Below are 15,703 nucleotides of genomic sequence, written 5' to 3'. Positions count from 1 at the left end.
TCTACATCATATTTAATTGTTTAAATTATATTAACTATAAATAATAAAAATTTAAAAATAAATTAAAAACTTGATATGTTTTCTTCTTTAAAATTGAATTAATTTAAAATTTATTTTCTCTTTGTTAATTATTGTTGCTTTTAATTTAAAAAAGCAATTAAAAGTAAGTTAGGAATTTCGAATTTGATTAAATTTCAAAAGAGAACTTTTAAAAAATATTATTCTGATATTAAATAAAGTTTCCACATTTTTGCATATTTATTTTTATGAATTCAATATTTTTTATAAAATAATTTATTTTGGTTAATAGAATTAAATTATATGGATATATTAAAACAAAAAAATAATTCTATTTTTTTTAATAAAAAAATAAACTCTCGTTTTTTTATTGAGTTAAATTCAAAAATAATGATTAAATACAAAAAAAACACATTAAAAAGTATAAACGGTAACGATTTCTCTTTTTATTTTTCTTTTTTTAATTCTCATTCTAAAAAAAATGATTTTGAAATTTCTATAATAGGTTTAGTCTCGAAAAATTTATAAATATATAAAGCAAAGAAAAGTATATTCAATTTAATTACTTTATTGGAGATAAATAATGAAATTAAAATCACTATTATTAAATTCAATTATTCCAACTATAGCTTTTAGTCTTAGCATTAATACATCAAACAATACAACTAATAATCTTTTTGATGAATTTGCTAATGAAATAAAAAATAATTCAAAAGAATTAGAAGATATATATGAATTATATTATAAGCAAATTGAAGTTCAGGAATATAGAAATAAGCAAATAAATGCTCCTAAAATTGGAATTTTAGATAGTTTTTATGTTGATCCTCGTTTATTTTTAAATAAAAATACAAAAGCTACTTTGCATTTTATTATTCCTCCCAAAAAAAATCAAGATGAATATAAAATTCAAGATTCAAACATTTTTTTAAAAAATAACAAATCTATGCTTGATAAAAATTTGGAAAGAGAAACTAAAAATTTGAGCTCTGCTCTTCATGCAACAATGGCTGCAAACATTTTATCTGGCAATGCTGGCATTTCTAAAAATTCATCAATTTATTCAGGAATATGAGAACTTTCAGCTAAAGATCTTAGAGAAAAATTAGAAATTTTTAGAAAAAATGATGTAAATATAATAAATATGAGTTATGGATATAATTCAATTGTTGTAAGGGCATTAGATAATTTTATTAAAGAAACTTTCTCAACAAAAGCAAAAAAAACATATCAAAAAATTGAATCATTTGAAATGGATCAACAATCTTTTTCCGAATTGCTTTCACTTTTTGAAAATCATAAATGAATAAATGAATTTTTTAGCTTTGTAAATTCTAATTTTGATGATAGTTTTCCAAAAAAACAAATAATTAAAATGTTTTTTGGACTAGTAAGCTGTCTTTACGATTCATACAATAATAAACCTACAAATTTTATAAAATTTTTTTATCCTTTTTTTGATTCTGAAGGTGATGGCCCTGAATTTTGAATGGAATATTTAGGTAAAATAATAAATAAAATTAATGGATTCGATTTTGAATTGGAAAATTATGTACATTTCTTTAATTCTTTGTTTTTATATTTTGAATACAGAATACAAAAACATATAATGAATAATTATGATAATGAAAAAAAATATCATATGCAGTATGGTGAAAAATATAAATATTATCAAATTTATGGTGAAGAAAAAAGTACATATAATGAAATAGCTGCTGTTATAGATGAATATGCAAGAAATTATAATATGAAAATAAATATTTCTGCTGGCAATGAAGAATTTGAATTATTTATTTTTAGACATATAAAAAACTATAATAAAAAACTAAAAAGTTTTTATAAATATATAAATAATCCAATTGATTTTGAAATGAATTATTATGGTTTAGATGAAACTAATGTAAATTCGGCTTCATCAAGAAATGCTATTTTTATTGGCTCAACGAGAAGAACTCAAAAAGACGAATCTTCCATTTTTTCTGTTCAAGGAGCTGAAACAAAAGATGATTTTCCTTTTTTCTCAATGCCCGGAGAATTAAATATGACATTGGACAATTCTGGTCTTGAAGATGATTTAACAAATAAACAAATTGAAATAATTAAAAAATGGAAACATAATATGTTATTCAATTTAGTTTTTACGAATCTTAGTGGCACTAGTTTTTCTGCGCCTATGTTTTCTGGTTTTCTTGCTCTTGCCGAATCAATTAATCCAAAAATTAAAAAAATCCCTTTACCTTTATTAAAAGAATTGTTAGTTCTTTCTACTAAACGCACTGTTCCTTTTTATTCTTTTGATTTCACTAATTTAATTAATGATGCTGAAGCTAATGTTTTGCATAAAAATAATTTTTATGCAATTTTGGGCGCTGGAGTTCCTAAAATGACTCAATTTTTAAATTTATTAAAATCAGAAGAACCATTAGATATAAATATTAAATTAAATTTAAATATTGATGAAGTTCCTTACTTTAATCTAGGCTATAGAAAATCAATTGCTAATTATATAAAATCAGGGAAATTTATTTTTGATGAAAAGACTATAGATATTTTGATTGAGCAATATCTTGAAAGTAATAAAGATATTGATATACCTATTATTAATGAATGATCTAGAAAGTCTGATGGTAAGGATTCGAGATTTTTGATATCATGAAATAGTTTAACTGATTTAGGAGACTTCTATTCTATTGTTGGCCCTTCTTATTTTTCACCAGGCGATAAAATAAATTTATGCGATCGTTATAATGATTATGTAAATATCTTTAATTTATATGCAATAAATAAAAATAATAATATTTCATCAAGAGATAGATTATCTTCTGAAGGAATTAATACTACAACTGAAATGATTAGATTTTCATCTTTCCCAAGTCAAAATAAAAATATTTTTATAAGAATAAAAAATACCGATGATGAATATTTGAGAAGAGAAAAAGCCAAATTAATTTCAAAAACATTGAGAAATGGAATTTATTTTGCTCATGATTAGATAATAATTTCAAAATAAATGTCAATATATTTTAAAAATAAAAATGAAATAAGTTTTTAATATTTTTAAAATGATTAAATTTTGAGGTAATAAAATAATGAAGAAAAAAATTAAAATGTTTTTATATTCAAGTGTATCTTCTTTTCTTCCTATTTCAATTTTAGTTTCATGTAATAAAAATAATGAATCACAAAAACCTAAAGAAAAAGCAGAAAAAATAAATATTGAGTCTCAAAAACAAAAAATGGAAATTTCTAGTAAAAATTTTGAATTAAATAATGTTTCAACAATAGAAACAGAGAATCAAAATAAAATTAATCAATTTTTTAATGTTTTAGAAAGTAAATATAATTTATCTTCTGAAATTCGTAATTTTTTTGAGATTCCTTCTTTTAAATTTACTCATTCTTTAGTACAAAAAGGTTATTATGATCCAAAAACCACAATGCAAATTATTGAATATGATTGAGAAAATTTAACTAATTCTGGAGATTTGAGAAATTGAGTCAATAGTTCCAATTTAAATGGTTCTCTTAAAAAGCTTAAAGATTTTTTAACTTTTAGTACTAAAATTTTATATTCTTATTATCAAATTAATAAACCTCTTTATCATAACTATTTTGGAAATTACCAACTGATAAAAACAGATTATTGATATGAAAATAATGAATTAGAATTTTGAAAAACAAAAGATCAATTTGATTATTTTATTGAAACGTATTGATATCTTAAAAATGAAATTAGATACAAACCAAAATATTGAAAAATAGATGAATTTCGAAATGAAGGTTTAAAATTAGATGATTTTAGTTGATATAATAGAGATAAAATAAGAGAACGTTTTTTTGAAACAGGAGTTTCTTTTGGAGATGAATTTTTTGAATTAGAAATACCATCTTTTAAAGAATTTTTAGAAAAAGATAATTTCTTGATAGTCGCAAATGGAATTTCATTATACGATAATTATATTGTTCACAATAATAAAGTCTATGACTATGATATTATTTTCAATTTTTCTTATTTAAAAAAATATTATTTGTTAGTTCTTTCCACAATGATTAATAAAATCGAAGATCTTATGATTTCATTAAATAATTCAGCAACCAATAATAATTCAGAAAATAATGAATCAGCTGTGTATTTAACCAATCTAAAAGAAAAATTAACAATATTAAAGAAAATATTAGAAGGAATAGAAAATAATTAAACTGAATTTAAAAAATTTAATTAAATATAGCATTTAAAGAAAAATATGGAATATAAAACAATATATTCCATATTTTATTTTGAATTAACTAATATGAATGCTTATAAATAAACATAGATTCTAAATATTAATAAAATGCAAATTATTTAATATTTGTTAAGAATTGAAAATAAAAACAAACATTTCATAAATAGTCATATTAGTTTTTAATATAAATTATTTTTTAATTCTTTTTAAAGTTGGGAATAATAACACATCACGAATTGAGTCTGTTTCTGTTAATAACATAATTAAACGATCAATTCCGATTCCACATCCACCTGCTGGAGGCATACCATATTCTAATGCCTCAACAAAATCATAATCAATATCACTAGCTTCTTCGTTTCCATTATTTTTTTCTTCTAATTGAGATTCAAAACGTGCTAATTGATCAATAGGATCTGAAAGTTCGGTATACATATTTGCATATTCTTTAGTGTTAATAAATAATTCTGCCCTTTCAGTAAACCTTCCATCTTCAGCTTTTGAGGCAAGTGGAGAAATTTCAATTGGGTGTCCATAAACAAAAGTTGGTTGAATTAAAGTATGTTCAATTAATTCTTCATAAAGTCCATTAATAATGTGGCCGATTGTAAAGAATTTCTCAACTTTTACATTGTGTTTTTTTGCAACTTCGATTGCTTCTTCTATTGTAATATTTCTAAAGTCTTTTCCTGTTGCTTCAGAAACTGCGTCAACCATATTAATTCTCTTAAATGGTTGTGATAAATCAACTTCTACACCATTATTTACAAATTTAGAACGACCAATTTTTTTGCATAATTCTTTAAATAATGTTTCAGTTCTGTCCATCATTCCTTCAACATTTGAATATGCTTCATAAAATTCGATAGTGGTAAATTCTGGATTGTGAGTTGTATCATATCCTTCATTTCTAAAAATTCTACCCATTTCATAAACTCTATCAAATCCACCTACAACTAATTTTTTAAGTGGTATTTCTGTAGCAATTCTTAAAACGAATTCTTGATTTAATGAATTATGATGAGTTTTAAATGGTCTTGCAGCTGCGCCAGAAAGATAATCGTGTAAAAATGGAGTTTCTACATCAAGATATCCTAAATTATTGAAATAATCACGAATTCATTGAACAATTTTAGTTCTTAAAATAAATCTATTTCTAGAATCTTCGTTCATGATTAAATCAACATAACGGTGTCTATATCTTTCTTCTTTATCAACAAGTCCATGGAATTTTTCAGGTAATGGTTTAAGTGATTTAGTTAATAATTCAATTTCTTTAACTCTTACACAAACTTCGTTGGTTTGTGTTTTCATTACAATCCCTTTGATTCAAACAATGTCACCAATATCTAATTTATCAACTAATTCAGTATATTGAGGTAATTCTTTTTTATTGAAGTATGCTTGAATTCTGCCTTTATAATCTTGAATTACTAAGAAAGGACCTCTTTTAATCATTAAACGACCTGCGATATATTTAATGTTTTCTTCAACTTCTAATTCTTCTTTTGATTTATCTGCAAATTCGTTAATAATTTGATTACTGTATTCTAAATTGCCTAAGTTATAAGCTTTTTTGAATGAATTAATATTTTTTTCTGTATTTTCTTCTACTTTATTTCTACGAATTTGTTCTTGTTCTGTATATTTACTCATAATTCTCCTATATGAAAATTAATATTTATTTAATTTATTAAAATATATTAAAAGAAATTAAGAAAAAAAGAAATAAAAACATAATTTCAATTAAATGAGGCAAAATGAATAAAAAAATAAAAAGAATTGTTTTACCAATCTCTATTGGTTCAAGTATTTTAATTGGTACATCAATTGCTACGGGAGTTTATTTTTGAACAAACAATAAAAATCACTCCGATTTTTTGACAATCAATTTTTATAAAAAAGATGGGGATAATAATAATTTTTTTGCTAATCAAAAAATTGCGTTTGATTTTTCAAGGCAAAAAAAATTAGTGCAAAATTTAATTAAACTTCCTGATGGATATAAATTAGCAGAAAATAATCTTTTTCAAATTAAAGAAATCAAACAAAATTCCTATGAAATAGATGTTTTCGTTTACAATCAAAAAATTATTCACCTTGTTTTTATAAATAATTCAACTAATGATAGTAATGAGGTTAAAATAATTCAGACTGATTTTGATAGCGAAATTGTTTTAAATGATTATTATGAAAATTTAGAAAATTATGAATTTTCATTAAATAATTCAGAATTTCAAGTTACTAAAAAAAATAATTTATTTTTATTATCAACTCCAAACAAATATGAATCCAATTTAGAAATAAGCTTGCAAAATAAAAATAAATATTCTTCAATTATTTACAAATATCAAAGTCAAACTTTAAAAACTGTTCAAATAAGCGTGCTTAAAGATCAAAGCGAAATTCTTATAGAAAACTTACCTAATGATTTACAAAACAACTATGAATTTGCAAATGAAATTCGTGTTTTTCCTTTTGCAGAAGAAATTGAAATTCAGCTTAAAAAGAAAACTAAAACTATTAACTTAATTTATCAATATGAGGATAGAGAAGTTGAAAACGTCTTGATAGACATACCTGTTGATCAAAATTTTTTAAATATTAATCAACTTTCAATTCCAAATGGATACCAATTCAGTTCTTCACAATCACAAAATATAGAAGTTGAAAATACAATCTATGTGAAAGTTGTTCCAAAATTCAAATTAGCAACTTTAAATTTTAAAAATAAAAATAATTTAATATTTACTAAGAATTTGGATATTCCTTTTTATGATGACTCTATTAATTTAGACTTAATTAAACTCCCAGAGAACTATGAATATTTGGAAAATCAGAATTTAATTATTCCCTTCGCTTCAAATATAGAAATCGAAATTAAAGATTTAAAAAGTGATTTGATTTCTTATATAAATAATAAAAACGATTTTATCAATGAAGCATATTCTATAAAAGATGAATTAACCAGTGAACTTTCTAATCAAATAACTAATTTATACAATTTTATTAATAGTAATTTAGAAGATAAAACTATTAATGAATTAAAAAATTGCAAAAATATAATTGAGAATTTACATAATGATTTATTAAGTTATTTTGAAAATAAAAAAAATGAACTGTTAAATCAAAAGAATGAAATTAAAGAACAAATTGTTTCTTTACAAGAAAATGGACTTTTTGTTGAAAATTTTAAAACTGAATTAGATTTATTAAACGACTCAATTAGTGATATTAAAAATATCAATTCTTACTTTGACAATAAAAATATAATCCAAAACAAAATTGACTTATTAAAAGACCAAATTTCTAATTTTGAAAACACAATTCAAAATATGAATTTTAGTCAGCCTGATTATTATAAGATTTATCCTCTTATAAATTATCCGCTTCAAAATGGATCATATTTGATTGGTAAATCAAATAAGGCAAAAATTAATTTATTTTTAAAAACCAGTGACTTTGCAGCTCAAAATGATTTAAGTTTGCCTCATTTATATAAATTGTTAAGAAATGGCGACTTATATATTCAATATAGATTAGCTGCTCCAGGACAAAGACCACCATATACTAAAATTAATTTTTCTGATATCGACTTTCTTGATAATGCAATTTATATTCCATATAATTCAACAACTAATGAAGATTTAAAACTACAAATTAGAATTGTGAATAATCAAAATCAACCTTTGGTAATCGATTTAATTGACAAAAATAATCAATTAACTAATATTTTTATTAGAAGCGGAGATAATGTTGATGAAACGCCTGAAGCTTCAACTGTTGTTCTTAACTCATTAAATGATTATTGAATTTTTCCGCGCAAATTTTCAATTAACTTTAGAGAAATTTTAGAAACCTCAGGAGCTAATTCAGCAACAATTTCTAAACTAAATCAAATTATTAGAGATAATAGTCAAAACATTTGAAACTATACAGTTAAAAATAATACTCCTATTAAATACGTTGATAGCCTTTGAATAGTTTTATTAAAATTTTTTACTGAAATAAACTTTAAAAATAGTAATTTTGAATTAGATAATAATCAAACTATTTTTACTTCTCCATTCAATGATAAAGGTTCATTTGAATTTCAAATTAAGGCTAAATCTTTGACTGATTTAAATTTTTCATCAATTAAATGATTTGGTGGTTCATTTTTTGAATATATGTTTGAATCTACTAATTTAAAAAATATACAAATAAGAAATAATGACAATATTAAAATTGTTTTCAGATTAAATAATGAAGTGACTAGTTGAAATTCAAATCATAATTCTTGAGATCTTCCCGAAATAATTAATAACAGTAGAGGCGATTTATCATCATTGAAGCCATATGGACTTAGAGGCAAATATCCTTTCTTAGCTAATTTTTATGGTAATTTGACTTTTGAGTTGTGAATTAATGAACAAAAGAAATTTCAATTCAGTTCGAATGACACTAATCAAACTCACAATATTTCTTTATTTGTTTTGGATAAAGCAGAAATTGATGGTAGGGGTGTTATAAATATTTATACTTCTAATACGCGTAGCTCAATAGGTTAAAAAATAAAAAGCAAAATTTAATTATTTTGCTTTTTTTCATTGAAATTAATTAAGTAAGTGGACATATAAATTTTGTCAAATAAATTTTTTACTCTAATTTTTTGATTAGGGAATGACTTAGCATAAATATTTCTCAATTCTTCAAATGAAGCAATAGAGGCAAAAATATTTATTTTAAATGTTTCAAAACGATTATCTAAAATATCGCCTAAAAAATCTAAGAAAAATCAAGAATTAATTTTTTCTAACCCCAAATCATCTATTAACAAAACGTCAACTTTAGACATTTCATTTTTAATTGCATTGATTGCCATTGAGGAATTTTGAATATTAAATAATGATATTAAATGATTAAATAATTTAGGTAATTTAATATATGCAACGGTTATGCCTTCAGAAGCTAAATAATTAGAAGCTGCTTGAAGAAGAAAAGATTTTCCTGATTTAAGAGTACCATTTTCCAAAAATAAACCTTTTACATTTGAAAAATTATTATTACTTACAAACTTTTTAATATGTTTTAATCTATCTCGAATTTCTCTTCTTACTTTAGAATTAATAATTAAATTATCAACTGTATATGTTGGATCTGGGGCAGAAATTTCTGTTAATTTTAAATTCACTACTCTTGTAACATTGAACTTGAATTTGTTTGTTTTGTCTTTAACTTTTTTAAAAATCAACTTATTTTTTTCTTTGTCTCTTTTTATTTCATAAGAAAAATCAACAATGTCAGGAAAATCAAATTTTTCTTTTAATTCGATTAATTCAAAAGCAAATTGTAAAATTTCTGCATCACTAATTTGATATTCTTGAATTATATTTTCTATTTTAGGGTGTGAGTGTAAGGTTTTAAGAACCTTTTTATTATATTCATCCTGATTTCCAAATAAAAAATCATTTACACTTAATTTTTCGTTATTTTTCATTTTTATCCAATTTTAAATATATTGTGTTTCTTCAGGATTATTCAAACTTTCTAAATAAGCTGATTTATATAATTCTTTCTTCGAAATAGAAACTTGATATTTGTTTTTTCAAACCCTATCTAAATATTCTTCTAAAGCATCAAAAGAGTTAATTTCTTTATTCACCAAATCGTTCAAAATTGAAACAAAATATTTTGAACTAAATTTTCCTTTTGATTTTGATATTTCTGAAACATAAAAACTAATTAAATTAATTGAGGCATCATCAAAAGCATTAAATCTTGCGTTTGCAATTGCTTCATCCACTTCATTAGTAATTAAAAGCGCAGAAATCTGTGAGTAAAATTTTTTGGCTTCAGTTTTTAAAATTGCTTCATACGGATTTTTGTAATCAAAAGTTTCAAAAAGAGTCTCTTGTTTTTTAGATTGCTCATTTTCAATTGTAATGTTTCTACTTGGTTTTTTAAGAGCCTGTTTTAATTCACTTAAACCATTTTGTGAAAAATCTGGCATGAATTCTTCAAAAACATCTTGATATTTTGCTGAAGTTTCTTCTAAATATTGAGTTTTGCTATTTCTTTTTTGTTCATGTAAATTTAAAAATCTTTGAAAATCAGCTAATCCGACTTGAGACAATAAATGATTTGATAACATAATATTTTTTTTGAAAGCCAAGTTAGATAAAGGTCTTGCAATATGGAAAACTGTTTTTCTATTTTGTTTGTCAATAAATGTTGATATTAAACAAACACTTTCTAGTTTTTCTCTTGCTTGATTCAAACGTTCCACTGAAATGCACAATCATCTTGCTAAACTATCATAGTCAAAAAAACCAACACCTTCATTTGTATTGATTGCAAGATCTCTTAAATATTCATAAAGAATAATTGCATCAGGATTTAAAAGAGGAGTATATAGTTTTCTTAATGTTCTCAAATCTTCTCCAGAAATTCCCTCGGGAATTTCAATTGTGAAATATGGATAAATAATATTTTTTGCCATAAGAATTCTCCTCGCATTTATTTAGTTTAAAAATTTTAAGAGATAGAAAAAAGAAATTGTAAAAATTTTTTATTTTTTGCGTATTTTCACAACTTATTACCATAAATATTAACAATTGGAATTTTGGTAAAAAGTGCATTTATTATGCTTTTTGGAGCATTTTTTTCATTTATTGCGTTTATTTTAGAATTATCCACATTTCTTTTTTTAAGATTTTTTTTATGTTTTTCTGCTGTTGTTGACAAGCACAAAATTAAACTAAACAAAGAAGAAAAATCAAAATTTTCTGATTTTAATTTTGGAATTTCTACAAAGTCATAATCCCCATTTTCTAATTCTTTTTTTAAAATAGGATAAATTAATTTTTCGAGCAAAATTCAATGTTTCTTGTCTTTTTTTAATCATAAAAATAACTTAGATTTATCGACACCAGATTCATTCAACACAAATGATCCGATATTTTGTTTGATTAAAAAATAACCAATTTCATTTTTTTTGTAAATTTGAGTTATAAAATCATCAGAAATAAATATTTTGTATTTTTTGTTCAATGAATTTATGAATTTAGTTTTTCCTACTCCCATTTTCCCTATTATTGCTATCATAAAATTTTTCCTTTGCTAAGGCAGCACATTTTGTATAAGCTCGAGCTAGTCCGCCAGCACCAAGTAAAATGCCGCCAAAATATCTAACAACAAAAATCAATAAATTTTCACTTCGAGATTTTATTAATACATCTCTGATCGGTTTGCCTGCTGTTCCTGAAGGTTCTCCATCATCATTATATCCACTTTGAAACCTACCATTTGTATTAATCACATAACCATAGCAAATATGCCTTGCTTTTTTATGTTCTTTTTTAATTTGTTCTAATATTGTTTTTATTTCTTCTTTGCTAGAAATTTCAAAAGCATAACCATAAAATTTCGATTTTTTAATTTCTAAAAAAACTTCTGTTTCCATTTTGCCTACTTATTAATAATTATAAAAAAAGAATAAAAAAAAATGGGGCGAATGACGGGATTCGAACCCGCGAGTGACGGGACCACAACCCGCTGTGTTAGACCACTTCACCACATTCGCCATAAAGCGCTATTATTATAAATAAAAAATTTAAATTTTAAAATTTATTAATTAAAATTTTGTGTATGAAAACAATAAATAAAAATAACTATGATGCAATTGTTGTTGGAGGTGGCCATGCAGGGTTGGAAGCAGCTTTTGCTCTTTCTAAAAAAGGCCATAATACAGCACTTGTATCTTTAAATATTAAAAGATTGGGAATGATGCCATGTAATCCTTCTATTGGTGGTCCTGCTAAAGGAATTATTACAAGAGAAATCGATGCTTTGGGTGGCATGCAAGGTTTATGAGCTGATCGCGCTATGATTCAACTTAAATTGTTAAATCAATCAAAAGGTCCGGCAGTAAGAGCATTAAGAGCTCAAATTGACAAAGAAAAATATAGTCAAATTATTTATGAAGATGTTTTAAAACAACCGAATTTAACTTTAATAGAGGATATAGTTGAGGAAATTTTAACTGATCAAAATAATAATTTTGTTGGTTTTAAATTACAAACTAACGGAATTTTAAATGCCAAAGTTGGAGTAATTACAACTGGAACATATATGGACTCAAGAATTTTAAGAGGAAATGAATCTATAGTTAGCGGTCCAGATAATGAAAAAACTACTTCTAAATTAAGTCAGTCTTTTATTGAACATGGTTTTATTTTGCAAAGATTAAAAACTGGAACTCCTCCAAGAATTTATTCTGATTCAATAGATTATTCAAAAGTAACTGAGGAAATTTTAGATGATATTAATTTGAGTTTTTCAAGTCGTTCAAATGTTAAGTTACCAAAACAAATCGCATGTTATTTAACATATACCACTCCTGAAACACATCGTATAATTAATGAAAATTTAGACAAAAGTGCAATGTATTCAGGATTGATTACTGGAATTGGTCCTCGTTATTGTCCTTCAATTGAAGATAAAATTGTTAAATTTGCTTCTAAAGAAAGACATCAAATTTTCTTTGAGCCAGAAACTGCAGATGGTTCAATCACTTATGTTAATGGTTTTTCAACTTCAATGCCAATTGAGGTGCAAAAAGAAATGATCAAAACAATTCCTGGGCTTGAAAATGCAAGAGTGCAAAAATGAGCTTATGCTATTGAATATGATGCAATTGATCCACTTCAATTGAAATCTTCGCTTGAGACCAAAGTTGTTCATGGTTTATTCACCGCGGGGCAAATCAATGGAACAAGTGGCTATGAAGAAGCTGCTGCTCAAGGTTTAATTGCAGGTATTAATGCAGGACAGAAATTAGAAAATCAAGATCCAATCATTATTTTAAGAAATGACGGTTACATTGGTGTTTTAATTGACGATTTAGTAACTAAAGGAACTAAAGAGCCTTATCGTATGCTTACTTCAAGAGCCGAATATAGATTACTTTTAAGAAATGACAACCCTGACATTAGATTAAGTGAATATGCTCTTAAATCAAATATGATTACTGCAGATGAATATAACAAAATAATTGACAAATATAATTTAATAGAAAATAAAATTAAGGAATTGTCAGAAACTTATCTTTCTGGAAAAAGTCCAATTGCTCTTAAATATCAAATTTTTGATGGAAGCACATTGCTCAAAGTCTTATCAAGACCAGAAGTTGATCCATATGATATTTTGCCAGATTTCCCTTACACTGATGAACTTACTATTATGGTAAGACTTTATGGTTATATTGAAAAACAAAAGAGCGATGCTAATAAAGCTTTAAGATTAGAAAATTATAAAATTCCAACTAATTTGGACTATGACAAAATTGTTAATATTGCAACTGAAGCAAAACAAAAATTAAAAATGATTCAACCTACTACCATCGGTCAAGCATCAAGAATTAGTGGTATTAATCCTTCTGATATTCAAATGTTATTATTCTATCTTGAAACTGTTAGAAAAAGAGAAAATGAAGAAAATTAAAATTATCTCTGTTGGTAATTTAAGCCCTTATTTTAAGCAACTTTTCAATGAATATGCAAAAAATATTGCTATTTTCGCTGAATTTCAAAATATTGAATTAAAAGAATTTAGCGAAATTAAAAATATTGAAGAAAAAAAGTTGCGTGAAACTAAAAAAGTGCTTGAATCTATAGATAAAAATAGTTATGTTTGTTTACTCTCTTTGCGAGGTAAACAAATTGATTCAACAGAATTTGCTACTAAATTAGATTTAAGTGATAATTGAACTTTTATTATTGGAGGTTCAGATGGTTTGATTGAAGAATTGATTAAACCTAATTTAAAAATCTCTTTTAGCAAAATGACTTTCCCGCATCAATTATTCAAAATTATGTTAAGCGAGCAAATTTATCGCGCTTTTATGATTAAAAATAATAAAAAATATCACAAATAATTAGAATTTATTTTTATTTAAAATAAATCTTTTTAAAATTAAATTTTTAAATTTATTAATATAAATTAAAATAATAGTTAATTAACTATATTTATAGTATTTATAAGGAGAATTATGTCAAAAAAAGCTACATATCAACCTGAAAAAGCTCAAGTTGTTGTAAATGTAAAACTTAACAAAGAAGAATGACAAAAATTAAGAGCAGAGGCTAAAAAAGAACTTGCTAAAAAAGTAAAAATTAAAGGTTTTAGACCTGGAAAAGCTCCTCAAAATTTAATTGATGCAGCAATTAGCGCAGGCGAAATTTCTTCAAGAGCAATGGATAATTATGTTCGTACAAACTACAATGAATTTTTCGCTTTAGCAAAAGCTGAATATGATAGAACTTTAGGCCAACCTTCACTTGAAATTGTAAAATTAAGTGATGCAGAAGCTGAATTTAATTTAAATTTTGTGGCTGATATTGATCCTGCAACTATCAATTTAGAAAATGTAAAAGCTAAATTAGAATTTAATATTGATTTAGACAAAAGAGTTGAAGAAACTATTGAAGGTCAATTAAAAAGAAATGCTTTATTATTGCCTATTGCTGAAGAAGAAGTTACTAAATTAGGTGATACTCTTACTTTAAATTACAAAGGATATGTAAATAATGAAGCTTTTGAAGGCGGAGAAGCAGAAGGATTTGATCTTGTGCTTGGTTCAAAAACTTTTATTGATACTTTTGAAGACCAATTAGTTGGTAAAAAAGTTAATGATGATGTTAAAGTTGTAGTAACATTCCCTAAAGAATATCAAGTTTCTCATTTAGCAGGTAAAGAGGCTGAATTTGATGTAAAAATTGTTGCTGCTAAAAGACCTGAAGAAATTAAATTAACTGAAGAAAATGTTTCTTTACTTGGTTTAGGTGAAGAAGTTAAAACACCTGAAGAAGCAAGAAGAGTTTTAAAATTAATTTTAGCAAGAACTATTTTATTATCAGATGCTAATATTTTTGTTGATAAAGTTATTGATGAAGTAATTAAAAATAACAAATTTGTGTTTAATGAAAGCATTGTAAATTGACAAGTAGAAAAAAGATTTAATGAACTTAACGGAATGTTAAAAAATCAAAAAATCAAACTTGAAGAATATCTTTCATTAATTGGCCAAGATGAAAAACAATTAAAAGAACTTTTAGCAAAAGAAGAAATTGCTAGATTAGAACAAGCTGTAGTGGTACAAAAAATCTTAAATGAAGTTAAACCTTCAATGGAAATTACAGATAATGATTACGATTTACAATACAGATTACAATCATTACAAATCCCTATGACAGCTTATCAAGTAAAAACCATTGCTGCTTCAAATGAAGCTGTGAAAAAACAAATTGCTTCAACCATTGAAAATGAAAAAGTAATTGAATTAATTGTGAAAAAATTCGATGAAAAAGGTTATGCAAAATTAATGGAAAAATTGAATGCAGCTGACGCTGACATTATTGCTAACACTTCTCTTGAAGCCCCTGCTGAAGAAGCAAAAGAAGAAAATAAATAAGATAAAT

At 24.4% G+C, this 15,703-nt stretch carries 11 protein-coding genes and 1 tRNA gene; 6 read left to right on the top strand and 6 right to left on the bottom strand.

Annotation, left to right across the window (positions count from 1 at the left end; translation table 4 throughout):
* Positions 1–601 precede the first annotated feature (601 nt).
* Both Q346_RS0102240 and Q346_RS0102235 read left to right on the top strand, forming a co-directional pair.
* Complete coding sequence (locus Q346_RS0102240) at positions 602–3,010, top strand: S8 family serine peptidase (protein ID WP_027332885.1); 2,409 nt, start codon at positions 602–604, stop codon at positions 3,008–3,010.
* A 97-nt stretch (positions 3,011–3,107) separates the two neighbouring features.
* Positions 3,108–4,217, top strand: a complete 1,110-nt coding sequence (locus tag Q346_RS0102235) for a hypothetical protein (RefSeq protein ID WP_027332884.1) — start codon at positions 3,108–3,110, stop codon at positions 4,215–4,217.
* 216 nt (positions 4,218–4,433) lie between these two features.
* On the opposite strand, the gene lysS is transcribed toward Q346_RS0102235, so the two are convergent.
* Positions 4,434–5,900, bottom strand: a complete 1,467-nt coding sequence (gene lysS / locus Q346_RS0102230; protein ID WP_027332883.1) for a lysine--tRNA ligase — start codon at positions 5,898–5,900, stop codon at positions 4,434–4,436.
* Between the two features lie 104 nt (positions 5,901–6,004).
* Between lysS and Q346_RS0102225 the strand changes: the two genes are divergently transcribed.
* Positions 6,005–8,794 carry a hypothetical protein gene (locus tag Q346_RS0102225; RefSeq protein WP_027332882.1) on the top strand — a complete coding sequence of 930 codons (2,790 nt, stop codon included), beginning with the start codon at positions 6,005–6,007 and terminating at the stop codon, positions 8,792–8,794.
* 17 nt (positions 8,795–8,811) lie between these two features.
* Here Q346_RS0102225 and Q346_RS0102220 read toward each other — a convergent pair whose 3' ends face one another.
* The 5 genes from Q346_RS0102220 to Q346_RS0102200 form a co-directional block, all read right to left on the bottom strand.
* The gene (locus tag Q346_RS0102220) at positions 8,812–9,723 is read right to left on the bottom strand and encodes a DnaA ATPase domain-containing protein (protein ID WP_027332881.1); all 912 of its coding nucleotides are present in this window, start codon (positions 9,721–9,723) and stop codon (positions 8,812–8,814) included.
* Positions 9,724–9,735: 12 nt separating this feature from the next.
* Positions 9,736–10,725 carry a replication initiation and membrane attachment family protein gene (locus Q346_RS0102215; protein WP_027332880.1) on the bottom strand — a complete coding sequence of 330 codons (990 nt, stop codon included), beginning with the start codon at positions 10,723–10,725 and terminating at the stop codon, positions 9,736–9,738.
* Between the two features lie 35 nt (positions 10,726–10,760).
* Positions 10,761–11,330: a nucleoside/nucleotide kinase family protein gene (locus tag Q346_RS0102210; RefSeq protein ID WP_027332879.1), complete on the bottom strand. Its 570-nt coding sequence runs from the start codon at positions 11,328–11,330 to the stop codon at positions 10,761–10,763.
* Positions 11,290–11,688, bottom strand: coding sequence for a YigZ family protein (locus tag Q346_RS0102205; RefSeq protein ID WP_027332878.1), 399 nt, complete (start codon positions 11,686–11,688; stop codon positions 11,290–11,292). Before Q346_RS0102205 ends, Q346_RS0102210 begins: the two co-directional genes overlap by 41 nt.
* 43 nt (positions 11,689–11,731) lie before the next feature.
* A tRNA-His gene (locus tag Q346_RS0102200) sits at positions 11,732–11,808 on the bottom strand.
* A 65-nt stretch (positions 11,809–11,873) separates the two neighbouring features.
* Here Q346_RS0102200 and mnmG point away from each other — a divergent pair.
* From mnmG to tig, 3 genes are all read left to right on the top strand, one after another.
* Positions 11,874–13,727 (top strand): tRNA uridine-5-carboxymethylaminomethyl(34) synthesis enzyme MnmG, encoded by a 1,854-nt coding sequence (mnmG, locus tag Q346_RS0102195; protein WP_198763696.1) that lies wholly within the window; start codon positions 11,874–11,876, stop codon positions 13,725–13,727.
* Positions 13,714–14,160: a 23S rRNA (pseudouridine(1915)-N(3))-methyltransferase RlmH gene (locus tag Q346_RS0102190; RefSeq protein WP_027332876.1), complete on the top strand. Its 447-nt coding sequence runs from the start codon at positions 13,714–13,716 to the stop codon at positions 14,158–14,160. Before mnmG ends, Q346_RS0102190 begins: the two co-directional genes overlap by 14 nt.
* Positions 14,161–14,274: 114 nt before the next feature.
* Positions 14,275–15,696: a trigger factor gene (tig, locus tag Q346_RS0102185; protein ID WP_027332875.1), complete on the top strand. Its 1,422-nt coding sequence runs from the start codon at positions 14,275–14,277 to the stop codon at positions 15,694–15,696.
* Positions 15,697–15,703 lie beyond the last annotated feature (7 nt).

The sequence above is a fragment of the Mycoplasmopsis gallinarum DSM 19816 genome (assembly GCF_000621085.1).
Taxonomy (GTDB): Bacteria; Bacillota_I; Bacilli_A; order Mycoplasmatales; family Metamycoplasmataceae; genus Mycoplasmopsis; species Mycoplasmopsis gallinarum.
Note: the sequence above shows the minus strand (reverse complement) of the source record. Positions and strands in the feature narration are given on the sequence as shown.